The organism is Methanosarcina barkeri str. Wiesmoor, from assembly GCF_000969985.1.
GTDB lineage: Archaea > Halobacteriota > Methanosarcinia > Methanosarcinales > Methanosarcinaceae > Methanosarcina > Methanosarcina barkeri_B.
In genome coordinates this window covers 362,617-376,561 of the sequence record NZ_CP009526.1, presented here as the reverse complement: position 1 = coordinate 376,561, position 13,945 = coordinate 362,617, and the positions used below count along the sequence as shown (strand labels likewise).

The window sequence follows — 13,945 nt, the reverse complement described above, 5'->3', positions numbered from 1 at the left end:
TCCACACCCCGATTAGCTTAAGTTTTGAAATATAACACCAAGATCATTCCGTATTCTGAACTATCCCATCCTTTACGAGCACTATCCTGTCTGCATATCCTGCAATTTCCGGATCATGAGTAATCATTACAATTGTTCTTCCGTCGTCGTTGAGTCTTCTAAATATATTTAGAATTTCACAGCCTGTCTTCGAGTCCAGATTTCCAGTGGGCTCATCTGCAAGGAGGATCGCAGGGTCATTGATAAGAGCTCTGGCAATAGCAACTCTCTGGGATTGACCACCTGAAAGCTCACCGGGCTTGTGGTGCATTCGATCCTCCAGACCCACGAGTTTAAGTAATCCCTTTGCTCTTTCATGAGTATTGACTCCACTCCTTGTGTTAGCATAGGTGGGAAGCTCAACATTTTCAAGAGCTGTAAGCCTGGGAATCAGATTGAATGTCTGAAAAATAAAACCAATTTCTAACCCTCTGAGCCTGGCAACTTCCTTGTCAGATAGTTTATTGATATCCAGACCTTTAATTATGATTGTCCCTTCTGTAGGTCTATCAAGAAAACCTATAAGATTCATAAGTGTGCTCTTCCCTGAGCCAGAGGGCCCCATTATGGCAAGGAATTCTCCCTCCCGCACTTTAAGGTTTATATCATGAAGGATTGGAATCTCCAGATCTCCAAGAGTATAGCTCTTTTTGACATCAATAACTTCAATCACGGAAGCTGCTGTCCTATGTGTTTCGTCACTCTGTAGATATCTTGAACGGCCCAATTTACATTTAAACGATTCTTCGTTTGAATTAACGAGGCCTTCTCCAGAGGGCAGTTCTACTTCAAGTGTGGGATTTTCGGTTTCTGTCTCCAAGAGTAAGTTCCTGGGAGCAGAAACGTCTTTAATCGAAATCTTCGTTTCCATATCTACTCCTCTGTTTTTTCAAATGCTCAATTTAACTTTTAGGTATTATGGATTCCATACAATATGTCTTACTCTGATTTTTATGTTTTAAATGTTAATAATAGAGTGATTTTCCAGTATGCTATATTCGTTAAGCGAATCCATTGAGCTACTCGTTATGAGTTATTTTGAAACTATTTTTAGTCAATCAATATTCAATTGAGCTAATCAAGTAGAAAGCGTTGAAAAAGAAAAGGGCCATTCTCCAGATAGAGTGACCCTATTCAAGGGATGGCTCATTCATATCTTAAAGCATCCACAGGATTCATGCGTGCAGCTTTTCTTGCAGGATAAAGACCAGCAGTTACCCCAACAAGAACCGAAACTGCAATCCCTATTTCAATCAATGCTAAGGGGAAAACAGGAGGAAGCTTAAGGGTAATTTCAAGAGCGTAAGCTCCCAAACCACCGATAACAGTACCTACAAGTCCCCCAAAGGAACTGACCATTACAGATTCCAGCAAGAAAAGTGATAGAATATTGGAATTGCTATAGCCTACAGATTTCATTATCCCGATTTCTCTGGTTCTTTCAGTTACTGTCACAAGCATAATATTCATAATTCCTATCGATCCCACAAAGAGAGATATTAGAGCAAGAACGAGCAGGAAAGAACTCAAAGCGTCTCCTATTTTTCCAGTCTGCTCCAGAACCTCTTCCTGATTAAAGACGTAATAAGGTTTTAAATCCTCATCATCAATATCTCTTTCCGGGACTCCGAAGTTCCTGGCTAATCTGCTATCCACGTCATCTGAAATATCACGAATTTTTTCAGGACTGTCTGCCATCGCAAGGAAAGCTCCATAGTCTTTTTCCCCGATCATTTCATTCATTGTAGAAACGGGAATGAAAACAGTCAGATCATAGTCACTGTCCTCACTCACAACAGTTGGCTTGGAATTTTTCAATATTCCTTTTACCTTAAAACTCTTCTTTACAACCGTACCGTTTTCCTGCCGAAAAGCGATCTCTACAGTGCTCCTGTGGGAGATATTCCTACTGAACTCCTCATTTGCAATATCATATCCAAGTACAGCCGCAGCGCTATCCTTGTCCGTCAGGAAAGTGCCCTCTTCCATTTGCAGTCCCTGGATTTCCTGAAAATCTTTATTAACTCCTGCAATATTCACATTTTTAGTTTCAGAAAGATATGTGAGATCTCCACTCATTGATTTTCTTGGAGATACCCCGGAAATTCCCGGAGTATTCTTCATTAGATTGTACTCGTTATCAAAAAAGAGATTTGGCTGCTCGCTAGCTGCGATAATAAAATTAGAGCCTACAGAAGAGATCTCATCAGTAAAAAACTGGTTAAAACTGGCACCTAGAGATGCGTTAACAACTACTGCAGCTATGCCAATTACTATCCCCAGTGTTGTAAGTGCAGACCTCAGCTTAGCACTACCTATACTTCCAGCTGCTATACGAGCCGCCTGTGCAAATTTTATCATATTTTCCCCCACAAATATGATGTCAGCTAACCTTTCTTTAATTATTGTTTTCTTCTTCTGTAGAACAAGAAAGCTGCAGGAACAGAGATTATAATAAGTCCCCCTGCCAGTACGGCTGTTGAATTAGACTCGGGTGACTCTAAAGTGTTTATAAATTTCAGGTCTCCTACAGTATTTGCGTGTCTGTTGATTCCGTTGTTGTAGTTTGCAGTGAGGCTCATGTTTATCCCCCCTTCCTTACTGGCACCCCATGGATCGTCTGCAACGGCATTAAATTCAATCGTAAAAAGTTCGTCCGGATTCATTGGCCCTATGAAATATTCTGCAGGGTAGAAGGTGATGCCCTCAGCCTCAGGTTTTATACTAACCGAGCTAAACTCATTAGGATGAGTGTTCGCTACATCGAACTCAATTGTAGATTCACCATTTGTCAGTTGAAGTTCTTTTGAAGGAATCACTCTTATGTTTGAAGAATCTACCTTGAGAGGAATATTCTTTCTGCTGTTGTAATCGAAGGAGTTTCCCTCTATTGCAAGTTCAAAGTTGTGAGTCCCTTCTGGAGTGTCTTCTGCAACTTTAACATTAAAAGTCAGTTTGATGCTATCTCCTGGTCCCAGAAGGCCCATATCTCCGTAAGGAGCATCAAGAACGATAATCCCATCAGATAAAGGTCTCAAAACCGCAGCCTGAATTCGAGCATTTGTATCAAAGTCGCTTCCATCAATAGTGACAGTAGGATTACTTGCAGTATTCTTCAGAGTTACAGTGACAGTACCTCTGTCTCCGGGCATGAAAACCTCTGGGTCCGAAACAAATTCCTTAAGTTCAACTGTACCTTTGCTGTTAAATGTTTCAGTGCCTATTCGTATGTCAAAGCTTTTCTCACTCCAGGGGCTGTTTTTACCGGTTTTTGTTCTGATGTCAATGGAACGTACTCCTTTCTGCGCATTTTTGTCTACAAAAAGGTAAAATTCCTTTGTAGCAGTCCTGCCAGGACTGAGGACTCCAACATTCTGTAGGGCATTTGTCTCTGAATCAAGAGAGAAAGGATATTGAGGTACAACTTCGATGTCAACATTGTCAGCTTTATCCCCGCCGATGTTTTCCACCTGGACAGTTAAAGTCAGGTATTCTCCTATTTTTGCAGGATAGGGATTTGTTTCGACTATTGTAACTTTTAGATTGGCTCCCCCAACAGCTGCAGAGGCAGGAACTGCAAAAAGCAAGGAAATCAAAAGCAAGGAAGAAATAGTTGCTACAGTAATCTTCTTAATCATTTCCATATACTTGCACCTTCAATTGTATTGAATTATTCCATCTTTTACCAGGATAACTCTGTTAGCATATTTTGCAATCTCAGTGTCATGTGCAACGATTACTATTTGTTCTACTTTCTTTATCAAAATCCATAAATATACAAAGGATTTTGGCTCTTATTTTGGAGTTAAGGTTTTCCAGTCGGTTCATTCGCAAGAAAGATTACAGGATCATTAATATGCGGTGCAATTGAAACCCTCTGGGACTGACCTCCTGAAAGTTTTCCTGGTTTGTGATGCATGCGGTTACGAAGTTCCATAACTTCAAGAAGTTCCCTTGCATGCTTCGTTGGAGCAATATTGCTTCTCGAATTAGCAAAGGTTGGGAGCAAAACATTCTCAAAAGCAGTCAGGCGCGGAACAAAATTTAAGGTCTGAAAAACGAAACAAATTTCAGTTTCCCAAAGGAGGGCAAGCTCTTGGTCTATTTTATTGAGGTCATGACCCCTTACAAGAACTTGACCTTCAGTAATCCTGTTACGGCAATCTATAAGGTTCACAAGAGTACTTTTTTCTGAGCCTGATTGAGCTATATCCAGAAGTTCTCCTCTCTCAGTTTTGAGATTGATGTCTGAGAGCGTGGGAATTTCCAGACTTCCAAGTACATAGCTTTTCCTGACATTTGAAACCTTGACAATATGGAATCCACCCTCAGGTAAACTATTTTTGATAATATTCATATCCCCCTTTCCCAAAGTTACTGAAATGTGATGAATGAATTACATTGAATAATTTCAACGCTTTTACTTATTATGTAAGACAGTCCATTTTAACTTATGCTTTCTTAATTTTCGCCTAAAGAGTCAATTTGAAGGTATGTAGCTATCAATTTCTAGCTTTGAAATCAAGAAGTCAAAACTAAATTTTCAAAATTGAAACTCTATATATGGTTTTGGACTTTTTGACGAATTTTTTCAATATAAAACGCAGTTCTTTACTAAAAATTTCTATAAATGGAATCTACTAAAATGGGAACAGTGAGAACAGATAGCTGTAACTATTTAATGAGAGGGAAGGCTTTTCCCAAAAAATTCATAATCTCATCCCGGAGTTGGTTCTAATAAATTTATACTGTTTTTATATTACATTTTTTCTAAAAAGATGATGGCAGAATTAAAATGGCTACCCCGGACATTTTAGAGAATTTTTTCTTTGGACCTGTAAAGACAATTAAATATTTAGATATAAGTGGGAATAGATCCTAAACTTTTGAACATAATACCAGTTAAAAAAACATATATATGTATATAAAATTAGTACTCTAAACATTTAAGAGGTATTATTTATAAGGAGGTGATTTTCTATTGAGTTTATATAACTTAATATATATAGCTATATACAGTCACTGTTAGCTAAAACTTTTAACGGTAGATCCTGAAATAAGAGGAAATCCACCACATGAATCTTATCAAGTGGCTGACAGTAGCCATGTGATTTGGAGGTTTGATAGACGAAAATTATATCAAAATTAAACAGCGGTTGCAAATAAAATTGCTATCTACAGTATGCAAGTATCGATTTCGAAAATACAAGATATGGAGGGAATAAACATGGCATTTCCAGAAATTATCTTCGGCTTCAACCTTAGCCAGTGCTTTAACTTTACAAACGATATGGGCTTCTTCTTTATGTTCTGTTAAATGAATTTTTAAAGCAGAAGTTCAAGAGGTCTCTGCAGAGAATGGCAAAGGTATTGTGTTCGGATTGCAGAAGACCGTGTATAACGGGTATGAACAATCAGGAAAAGATTGGAGGGACGATATTATGACTTTCAGCATTTACTATACACAGATCTGCTATAACTATGCAGCTGAATGCTTCAAATTTTTCTACTGCGATTAAGCAGGAATGCTAATTAAGCTGTAAATTACACGGTTTCTGCAGGGAATGAGCATAAAATTTTATATTTCCCGATTGCAGAAACCCAGCATATAATGGGAGATAAAAAATCAGGAAAAGATTGGAGGGAACGATATTATGACTTTCAGCATTTACTATACACAGGTCTGCTATAACTATGCAGCTGAATGCTTCAAATTTTTCTACTGCGATTAAGCAGGAATGCTAATTAAGCTGTAAATTACACGGTTTCTGCAGGGGATGATCATAAGATCTTATATTTCCCAATTGCAGAAACCCAGTGTATAACGGAGAACGAACAAACTTGGTAAAAGAGAGGAGGAAATTAAATATGAGCTTCAGCATTTACTATACACAGGTCTGCTATAACTATGCGGCCGAATGCTTCAAATTTTTCTACTGCGATTAAGCAATAATGATGACTAAGAGATAACAATAACATATGAAGTTGCCTGCTTTTCAGGTAACTTCTTCTTTACAAAAAAAACGTAATATTACCACTTTTTTACTTCTTTTTTATTTTCCTAATATTTACTCTTTTGAAGGTTTCTACATTTTTCAAACATACTTTTTGAAATATGGGGTAAGAAACAGTCTATAATTTAAAATTGTTTTTAAAAAGCTGAAAATCGGAAAAGTATAATATTTTTTAAACCTCATGGTTCCATTAAATGGGCGCCTACCTCCGAGAAATTGAGATGGAAATTAAAAAACGAGATGCTGGAGAATCCTATAGAAATGTTGAAGCAAAATATTCAGTCTCTAAATACTAAAAGACTATTATTTGTAAGGAGTTTTCGTTCTTCACATTATATATAAATTTGAAGTATACCTTGTTATTGATACTCCTTAGTAATTTATCATTGGAACTATTAAATATAAATAGATACAAATTTGTTAATATTAACTAGAGTAAGTATATATAACCTAGCTATCCGATTTAATATCCTTCAAATTCATAAATCTTTTAGCTGGAAATCTTCAAGATTATTTATACTTACTTGTAGTTCCAAAAGTAAATTCCTGGAGTTATAGCTTGAGAGTATGATATAGAATGGATGTCTAAGGGGGTTGAGGAAAAACACATATTATCCAGAGTGCTTCGCAAACTGAGTTAAAATTGGCAGAAAATGCTCATTTTAATTGAAGATAGATGAATTGAAAAAAGACAATTTTAAAAGTAGAAAAGTGGGGGGACTTACAATGCCAATATTTTATTTAAGTTATACAAAAATCAACATTTTTATAGAGATTATAAGATTTAAGTTGATGTACATCAGCGGTCAGGGCTTTTGTGGCTCTGGTGGCTCTGGTCTCTTCGGCAGATTCTCCAGGTGAAGTAGACCTCAGTATTTATTAGTCAGTTACCATTCTAAATCAAATTGCGGGCGGCCACCCCAACCTAAAGGATGGAGTATGCTTCGGGCCTCCCGCCCGGTTTCTGGGGAATAGTTAAGTATCCATTTACAAGACTTTCTTGATGCAGAGTTTTATTACCAACTTATGTAACCATGAGACTAAGAAACCTACTTTACAAAGGAGCAACGGTACAGAGGTTTAAACGAAACCAAAAAGAGGCGAGAGTTCACTTCAGCCCCAATCTAAAGAATGGGGATGAAGTGAACCTCTGCGCTCCCGTAGTAATAATATCAATACAGGTTTAGATTACATGCTCATGTGTGCGTGTGGCCTGTATCATTTTTTCATAACAGAAGTGACTGAGTTCAATTTTTTTTAGAGAAACTACTCAATGATTAATCAAACAGCCATAAGAATTCAACCGAATAAATCTTTACATTTCATCTCTGTTCTTGTACTTGAAAATCCGATAAGGAGGTAATTTAGACAGAGGAACTGAAATTTAGGAGACGTTTTGAAAATTAATTAAAGGGTTATAAAGAACAAAGAAAAAACAAAGAAATTTAAAATTTATAAAAGGAACTAATCTTACCTTTTTAATATGAATAAGGTTTAAATATTTAATATGAAACAGATTTCGAACTTTTAATTAAAAAGCGAATTTTACTAATTTTTTTAAGAGTTAGCTAGATGAAGTTTTAACATTTTTCGGTAAATCCCTTTATTTTCAATAATAGAAGACACGGAAATAAGTAGTAAAGGCGTATTTCTTCCGTGCTTTCCGTGTTTTCCGTGGTTGTAATATCCAGATTGAATCACTCTGCGACCGGTTACGTTTTCCGTGTTACAGAATTTCATGTGACTTTAAAATAATATTTGCGTTATAAGCTGTAATTGTTTTCTTATTATGTATTTATTTGAGATTGATGCACTAGTTCGAGTATATCGTTGCAGGAGAGCGGTAGTTAACGACTTTATTAGAATGAAACTGGAAAAACGAAGTCTTAAATTCAGGGAGGTTCCGAGGTCTGTCCCGTATTTACACCATTTTCTCCGAAAAAGAATAAGATTCAAAGCACCCTATAGAAAACCGTCATTAACATAACTATAATCGCGTTTTATAGTGTTTTGCTAAAGCTTAACTGAAAGATGAGCCTCATTAAAATGCTAGGGCTATAAGCCTCAAACTATACATAAAATACAGATAAGTATCTAAGCTTTACTTTGTAGATAAGAAACTTGGAGTCCTAATCCAAGTGTAATTTGTATAAATATAAAACTTGCATATTAAAAAGAAATCTTATTAACTATTATGAAAATTTTAAAAAAATTAAACTAACTGAGAAATTATATGTCTACTTTATTAAACCTCCACATAGCAATAGATAGCATTGCAAGGGCGAAGAAAACGAGGCCCAAGAAAGACGCGACTATATCAACTGTTGTATAGATATAGTGAATTCCCATCACAGAAAAATCGGTTCCCAAAGCAAAGTAACGAATTCCACCGGCCAGAAGGGTCAGCGGGTTAAACATTGATAGAATTTTGAGGAAAGTAGGAAATCCGTCAATAGGATAAAGGGCGTTACTTACGAAGAAAATTGGCATGCTAACCAGGGTGAGAATAGACTGCATTCCCTCCGGATTTTCAACGGTAATTGCAATTGAACCTGACAGAAAAAGGAAGCCAAGAGTAAAAATTGACACTAGTAACATAATACCCACCATTGCGATAAGAGTTTCAATAAGTGTATATCCCTTAAAGAACTCCATTCCTACAAGTTTTCCGAACCCAATTATTATGAAAGTTTGAAAGAGGGCTTTGGTCACACCGGAAAGTCCAACACCGAGAATAATATGAGACCTGGGGACTGGACTCGCAAGGGTTTCCCTTAAAAGGCTAAATTTTTTGTCAAACATAAGGGTAGTGCCTCCAAACAAACTGCTGAACAGCACATCCATTGCAATTATTCCTGCACCCATGTAGGTAATATATTTGACGATGGGAACGCCGGGTTCATTTGGAACAAGTGAAGTTAGTTTGTCAAAACTATCTGACATGGCAAGCCCAAAAAATGCTAGCCACATCACAGGTTGGATCATTGAAGTGATGAGTACTGATTTATATCTAAAGTATTTCAGCATCTCTCTCCAGTATATGGCACGAAATTCGAAGCTCATTTAGAAATCCCCACCATTTCTATTACTTGCTGTTTTTCGTCTTCATCGCCTTCCCTTAACCCGTGTCCTGTGTAATGAACAAAAACATCATCCATTGACGGTTTTTTAATATTTACGATTATAATATCTATCCCCTCTCTCCGAATTTTCTCCATAATTTGAGGAAGCACATGAGTAACGTCTTCCCCGATCATAATTCTCAGGGATTTCGTATCTTCTGTTACACTTTTAACTGACACTAGAGACCTTAAGATCTCTGCAGCAGCCTTATTATCACTTGTTTCCAGATAAATAAGGTCTTTACCAAGTTTATTCTTTAACTCATTAGAGGTTCCGGTTACGATTATTTTTCCATGGTCAATTATGCTTATCCTGTCGCTCAACTGATCGGCTTCTTCCATATAGTGTGTTGTCAGGAATATAGTAGTGCCCTCTCTCTTAATCTCTCTAAGGTATTCCCACATTCTCATTCTCGTCTGGATATCGAAACCTATCGTTGGTTCATCAAGGAAAAGGACTGCAGGTTTTGTCATCAATCCTCTTGCAAGCTCAAGCCTTCGCTTCATGCCTCCACTCAAATCTTTTCCCAGGGTATCCTTTTTATTTTCCAGATCTGTCAGCTTTAAAAGTTCTTCGATGCGTTTATTTCTTTCTTTTTTTTTCATCGAATAGATCCTACCGTGATATTCCAGATTCTCAGACACCGTCATTTCATGATCGAGGCAAAGCATCTGGAAAACAATTCCTATTGACCTTCTTACGGAGTTTGGTTCCTTTGTTACATCATACCCGTTAACTCTGGCGTTGCCTTTCTGGAGTTTCCTGAGTGTCGTAAGAATATTAATCACAGTACTTTTGCCTGCCCCATTTGGACCAAGGAATGAGAAAATCTCTCCCTGTTTTACAGTAAAACTGATATTGTCAACCGCTTTTACAGAACCATATGAATGCTCAAGATTATTTACTTCTATGACATTACTGGTCATTAGTGAATCCACCCCCTTCCCTCTACCGTATCGGATCACTCCTGTCATTTATATTAGATCCCAACGTAAGACTCCCTATTAAATGGGTATAGATTTAGCATGAAAGTACTGTAATTTAAAAAGTACTTTCATTTCTTTGTGCCTGTTATTCGAAGAATTTCATGTCTGTTTAGTAAGTAGTTTACTGAAACTATTGAGTTTGAATAAATATCTTGATAGTTTTACACAAGTAGTTATGTCTCAGATGGTTTATATAAATAGGAAATAAAGTTTCTAAACTAACCTCTGAGATGCTACTTGTTTTTTCGTTTAGAAGTTTATAAGATGCCTGATAAATTACTCGTTTAAATCTTATTTATTGAATTGTGCCCCTTATGATTCCCCTCTTTTGTTTTCTATTAAAAAATTCTTTCTTTACTACATTGTAAATTAAAAATAGAATGAATATCAGGAAGATATCTTTATATTATGGAACCTGTTTCTACACAGGAGTTAATTAAACTAGAAGCTAGTCTTCTATTAAAAAAAGAATCCATCCCAAAACTCAAAAGATCTTCTTTAAATCGCGAAGATGGAATAATCAATTGAGCTTCTGACCACAAAGTATTTCAGAAATTCAGATTTATTTGGGAGTAATATTGGTTTTGGATGGCTTAATAACAATGGATTTATGTTAAGTAATACTGAACAATTATAGTTCTAGCTTACATATTTTCAGATTTATGGGGGATGATACATATAAATATGTTAATCGACGATCTTATTTTGGGGGTAAATAACAGTAGATATTTTGCGACTAGCACCGGTTATCAGTGTATATCCTGATGATGAATTTGAAAACCTGGAAATAGAAGTAATTTTTCTAGGATTAGAAAAGAAAAATATTACTTTTAAAATCACACAGGGCGGTTTTTATGTAAAAGCTACCAAAAACGGAGTTGAGTATGCAGACAGTTATGCAGTCTGCTGTCCTGTAAACCCGGAAAAAGCGGTCGCTAATTATTCAAACAGTGTACTTAAATTAAAGGTGCTTTATCCGCAGCCTTTTTAGAAAGCAGTGGACGTTAAAATAGAGAAAGAGAAAAGAAGTTATGGGAGAATTCTTTAAGGGGAGAGGATACTATGGAAAGTGCAGTACCCAGAATATTGAAAACTCCAATACTAGCAATGTATCATGATGATAAACGTCAATATCTTACTTTGGAAGTTGAACTTCCCGATGTAGAAAATGAGAATATCACACTTTTAATGCATGAAAACAGCTTTTATCTAAAAGCTTTTAGTAAAACCGTAGAGTATTTGGGGTCTTTTTTTCTGGATGGGCCCGTAGATCCCGAAAAAGCAATTGCAGTTAATTATAGAGGAATGCTTACTATCAAAGTCCCTTACAAAGAGGGTTTTACGTGTGCAAGGTATGTTCCGATTGAGTAAGGCAACAAAAAAATAGATTATTGTAAAATAACTCTAAAAAACTTAACTTTATATCCTATTAATCTTCATTATATTTTTATTTAATTCAACAAAGACCGTTTCTATTGAGATTCGCTTGCGTAGAGGAGATTTTATGAAAATTATAAAATGTGGTGATCTGGGGTTCAAATGTAACTTTATGGCTGCTGGTAACGAACTGGAAGAAGTTGAAAACGCTATACTCGATCATATAGAAAAACAACATAAAAAAGAGCTTCAGAATATGTCCGAAGACGATATTAATCATTTGAAGCACCGAATATCGACCCTTCTAGGAAGAAGCTGTGGTTGCGGAGCTCTGTAACACGATAATATTAATAATATTTGAAAAATGAAAGATTATCCTGGGCCTCTAGGCATACTTTTTTACAGCTTTTTTAACGATTAAGGATTTCATTCAAGGACTCCACTATGAAATAATTGGTTCAGGGAGAATCATATTTTCATTTACTTTAGCATTGTTCAGCTGCACGAGTTAGCCATCGCTTTACACTGGCAGATTGTACCTCTAAAACATCGGCAATGGCTTCAATGCTCATTCCTTTCATTGACATTTTAAGAGCTAAATCAATAGTTTTCTCATCTTTGCGAAGGTCATGATAAAAAGTGCCTGTTTGGTCATTGAATACTTTGCCGCAATGATGGCAAACATATCTTCTTGTTTTCTTTCCACGACTTATGTAAGTTCCATTTCCAGTAATATTGCCTTGGTTAGTAAGGCCATAGAGCTTGCAGTTTCGTTAGGACAAGCAACGTCAAAGAATTGTGGTTTTGAACCTCGTTTTCCTATAATATAAAAATATGCTGTTCAAATATATAATACCAATCAAATACAAATTGACCATCGGTCTTCCAAAGTGACAGCTGATGCAATGTATGATACAGCTAAAATTAGAAAATATAACAGAAGAAAAGGAATAAAGTCCAATAGACCAGAAAATAAAGGAAATAGGAAGAAAAAGAAGAGAGAAAGACCAATAAAGGTTGATCAGGATGAATACAAAAAGAAAAGCATAGTAAAAAGGTTTTTTAGCTGGATAGAGTCATGCAAGAAAGTATTTCCGAGATATGAAATTAAAGAGACATCATATTTAGGAGTTGTAATGGTAGCAGTAATAATTAGATTAAATGAACTTTTAGGATAGGCTCTATAATAAACTGAACTGAACACTACGACTTATTAAAAACCGAGTTCATTCATTTGTGCACGTTTCTAACTTGCTTTCTAATGACTCTCTACTTTCTACCTACCCAGTCTTGAAATCTTACTTATCTTATTCTCTCCTCTATCAATTTGTATCCTTTTGCTCTCTCCTCTTCAATAACTTTATATAATGTAAATACATATTTGCAATATGTAAAGCTTTCTTTACATATTATATGCAAAAGAACTCAGTTTGTATATAAAACTGTACATTGAAATGTTACAAATACAGAGTTTTGACTTACATGGAAAAATGTACTTAAGGGAGTTATGCAGATGAAGCAGAAACAATTTCGTATAATTTTGTTCCTGATTGTAATGCTAATGGGAGCAGTTTCAAGTTTTGCTTTTTCGATAGGAAGTCCTACACTTGCTATAAGTGTTTTCTTAGCGGGAATAACTGTAACATATCTTTTAAAAAGTAAGATGGAGGGCATTGTGGAAGACGAGCGTATTCACCAAATTAGCCAGAAAGCCTCTTGGATTACCTTCCAAATAGTAGTAATCAGTTTCGCTCTTGGAGGAACAACTCTTATAGCAATGAGAAACAGTTATCCAGGCTATAATAATGTTGGTTTTTTCATGGTATATGTAAGTTGTGCAATTATGGTGCTTTATAGTTTGCTTTATATGCATTACAACAGGGAATACGGTGGTTAAGCAGAAAGTCAGATTACGTCTTGTAGGGACAATAAAACCAGATTTTATACATGAGGGCTAGTGAGTAGAATTTGGTAAAATGGGATTTCATTAACTTTGTAATAGACCTATACTGTCCTAAAGACTTATACTTGGAGCTTGCGATGAAGAACAACATTAAAGTTTACAGGGCAATGCATGACCTTACTCAGGAAAACCTGGCTGAAAAAGTAGGGGTGACAAGGCAAACCATACATGCAATTGAAAAAGGAAAATATGATCCCTCTCTTGAACTTGCATTCAAGCTTGCCAGACTTTTTGACGTCCGTATTGAGGATATTTTCCTCTATGAAGACCGTAAAGCCAGGAATTCCGAAAGAAAAGGCTGATTCGCTTAATTCTGAGATAAGAAACTTACTGGTTTAAAATTGAGAAGTTTTAAAGTAAATTTATATAGATGGTTTCAAATTTACTTCTTTTTCATTAAAAGCCAAGTTTATTAGATATTTCCAGATAAACTTAGCTTTCCC

At 36.0% G+C, this 13,945-nt stretch carries 13 protein-coding genes and 1 pseudogene; 7 read left to right on the top strand and 7 right to left on the bottom strand.

Annotated features, from left to right (window positions below; all coding sequences use genetic code 11):
* Nucleotides 1–43: 43 nt before the first annotated feature.
* The 4 genes from MSBRW_RS01685 to MSBRW_RS01670 all read right to left on the bottom strand — a co-directional run bounded on the left by MSBRW_RS01685 (nt 44) and on the right by MSBRW_RS01670 (nt 4,396).
* Nucleotides 44–910 (bottom strand): ABC transporter ATP-binding protein, encoded by an 867-nt coding sequence (locus tag MSBRW_RS01685; protein ID WP_048102557.1) that lies wholly within the window; start codon nt 908–910, stop codon nt 44–46.
* Nucleotides 911–1,185: 275 nt separating this feature from the next.
* Nucleotides 1,186–2,400: an ABC transporter permease gene (locus tag MSBRW_RS01680; protein ID WP_011305711.1), complete on the bottom strand. Its 1,215-nt coding sequence runs from the start codon at nt 2,398–2,400 to the stop codon at nt 1,186–1,188.
* 41 nt (nt 2,401–2,441) lie between these two features.
* The gene (locus MSBRW_RS01675; protein WP_011305712.1) at nt 2,442–3,683 is read right to left on the bottom strand and encodes a COG1361 S-layer family protein; all 1,242 of its coding nucleotides are present in this window, start codon (nt 3,681–3,683) and stop codon (nt 2,442–2,444) included.
* Nucleotides 3,684–3,844: 161 nt separating this feature from the next.
* The gene (locus tag MSBRW_RS01670; protein WP_230669923.1) at nt 3,845–4,396 is read right to left on the bottom strand and encodes an ABC transporter ATP-binding protein; all 552 of its coding nucleotides are present in this window, start codon (nt 4,394–4,396) and stop codon (nt 3,845–3,847) included.
* A 2,323-nt stretch (nt 4,397–6,719) separates the two neighbouring features.
* Between MSBRW_RS01670 and MSBRW_RS21650 the strand changes: the two genes are divergently transcribed.
* Nucleotides 6,720–6,914 (top strand): hypothetical protein, encoded by a 195-nt coding sequence (locus MSBRW_RS21650; protein ID WP_155398085.1) that lies wholly within the window; start codon nt 6,720–6,722, stop codon nt 6,912–6,914.
* Between the two features lie 1,368 nt (nt 6,915–8,282).
* Here MSBRW_RS21650 and MSBRW_RS01665 read toward each other — a convergent pair.
* Both MSBRW_RS01665 and MSBRW_RS01660 read right to left on the bottom strand, forming a co-directional pair.
* On the bottom strand, nt 8,283–9,116 hold the full coding sequence (locus MSBRW_RS01665; RefSeq protein WP_011305713.1) for an ABC transporter permease: 834 nt from the start codon (nt 9,114–9,116) through the stop codon (nt 8,283–8,285).
* Nucleotides 9,113–10,114: an ATP-binding cassette domain-containing protein gene (locus MSBRW_RS01660; RefSeq protein WP_230669921.1), complete on the bottom strand. Its 1,002-nt coding sequence runs from the start codon at nt 10,112–10,114 to the stop codon at nt 9,113–9,115. The genes MSBRW_RS01665 and MSBRW_RS01660 overlap by 4 nt, the downstream gene beginning before the upstream one ends.
* A gap of 778 nt (nt 10,115–10,892) precedes the next feature.
* Between MSBRW_RS01660 and MSBRW_RS01655 the strand changes: the two genes are divergently transcribed.
* The 3 genes from MSBRW_RS01655 to MSBRW_RS01645 all read left to right on the top strand — a co-directional run bounded on the left by MSBRW_RS01655 (nt 10,893) and on the right by MSBRW_RS01645 (nt 11,876).
* On the top strand, nt 10,893–11,153 hold the full coding sequence (locus tag MSBRW_RS01655) for an Hsp20/alpha crystallin family protein (RefSeq protein WP_011305715.1): 261 nt from the start codon (nt 10,893–10,895) through the stop codon (nt 11,151–11,153).
* Nucleotides 11,154–11,224: 71 nt separating this feature from the next.
* Nucleotides 11,225–11,533 (top strand): Hsp20/alpha crystallin family protein, encoded by a 309-nt coding sequence (locus MSBRW_RS01650; RefSeq protein WP_011305716.1) that lies wholly within the window; start codon nt 11,225–11,227, stop codon nt 11,531–11,533.
* Nucleotides 11,534–11,666: 133 nt separating this feature from the next.
* Nucleotides 11,667–11,876: a DUF1059 domain-containing protein gene (locus tag MSBRW_RS01645; RefSeq protein WP_011305717.1), complete on the top strand. Its 210-nt coding sequence runs from the start codon at nt 11,667–11,669 to the stop codon at nt 11,874–11,876.
* A 151-nt stretch (nt 11,877–12,027) separates the two neighbouring features.
* Here MSBRW_RS01645 and MSBRW_RS20690 read toward each other — a convergent pair.
* Nucleotides 12,028–12,362, bottom strand: a pseudogene (locus MSBRW_RS20690) (transposase); the annotation flags it as partial.
* A 67-nt stretch (nt 12,363–12,429) separates the two neighbouring features.
* On the opposite strand from MSBRW_RS20690, the gene MSBRW_RS01640 reads away from it, so the two are divergent.
* From MSBRW_RS01640 to MSBRW_RS01630, 3 genes are all read left to right on the top strand, one after another.
* Nucleotides 12,430–12,717 carry a transposase gene (locus MSBRW_RS01640; protein WP_011305718.1) on the top strand — a complete coding sequence of 96 codons (288 nt, stop codon included), beginning with the start codon at nt 12,430–12,432 and terminating at the stop codon, nt 12,715–12,717.
* A gap of 335 nt (nt 12,718–13,052) precedes the next feature.
* The gene (locus MSBRW_RS01635; RefSeq protein ID WP_011305719.1) at nt 13,053–13,436 is read left to right on the top strand and encodes a DUF2178 domain-containing protein; all 384 of its coding nucleotides are present in this window, start codon (nt 13,053–13,055) and stop codon (nt 13,434–13,436) included.
* A gap of 143 nt (nt 13,437–13,579) precedes the next feature.
* Nucleotides 13,580–13,804, top strand: a complete 225-nt coding sequence (locus MSBRW_RS01630; RefSeq protein WP_011305720.1) for a helix-turn-helix transcriptional regulator — start codon at nt 13,580–13,582, stop codon at nt 13,802–13,804.
* Nucleotides 13,805–13,945: the final 141 nt, after the last annotated feature.

What these genes read in the sequence shown, in the direction of transcription:
- MSBRW_RS01685 (WP_048102557.1), bottom strand. Translation starts at nt 910, where the DNA reads ATGGAAACGAAGATTTCGATTAAAGACGTTTCTGCTCCCAGGAACTTA.
- MSBRW_RS01680 (WP_011305711.1), bottom strand. Translation starts at nt 2,400, where the DNA reads ATGATAAAATTTGCACAGGCGGCTCGTATAGCAGCTGGAAGTATAGGT.
- MSBRW_RS01675 (WP_011305712.1), bottom strand. Translation starts at nt 3,683, where the DNA reads ATGGAAATGATTAAGAAGATTACTGTAGCAACTATTTCTTCCTTGCTT.
- MSBRW_RS01670 (WP_230669923.1), bottom strand. Translation starts at nt 4,396, where the DNA reads ATGAATATTATCAAAAATAGTTTACCTGAGGGTGGATTCCATATTGTC.
- MSBRW_RS01665 (WP_011305713.1), bottom strand. Translation starts at nt 9,116, where the DNA reads ATGAGCTTCGAATTTCGTGCCATATACTGGAGAGAGATGCTGAAATAC.
- MSBRW_RS01650 (WP_011305716.1), top strand. Translation starts at nt 11,225, where the DNA reads ATGGAAAGTGCAGTACCCAGAATATTGAAAACTCCAATACTAGCAATG.
- MSBRW_RS01645 (WP_011305717.1), top strand. Translation starts at nt 11,667, where the DNA reads ATGAAAATTATAAAATGTGGTGATCTGGGGTTCAAATGTAACTTTATG.
- MSBRW_RS01635 (WP_011305719.1), top strand. Translation starts at nt 13,053, where the DNA reads ATGAAGCAGAAACAATTTCGTATAATTTTGTTCCTGATTGTAATGCTA.
- MSBRW_RS01630 (WP_011305720.1), top strand. Translation starts at nt 13,580, where the DNA reads ATGAAGAACAACATTAAAGTTTACAGGGCAATGCATGACCTTACTCAG.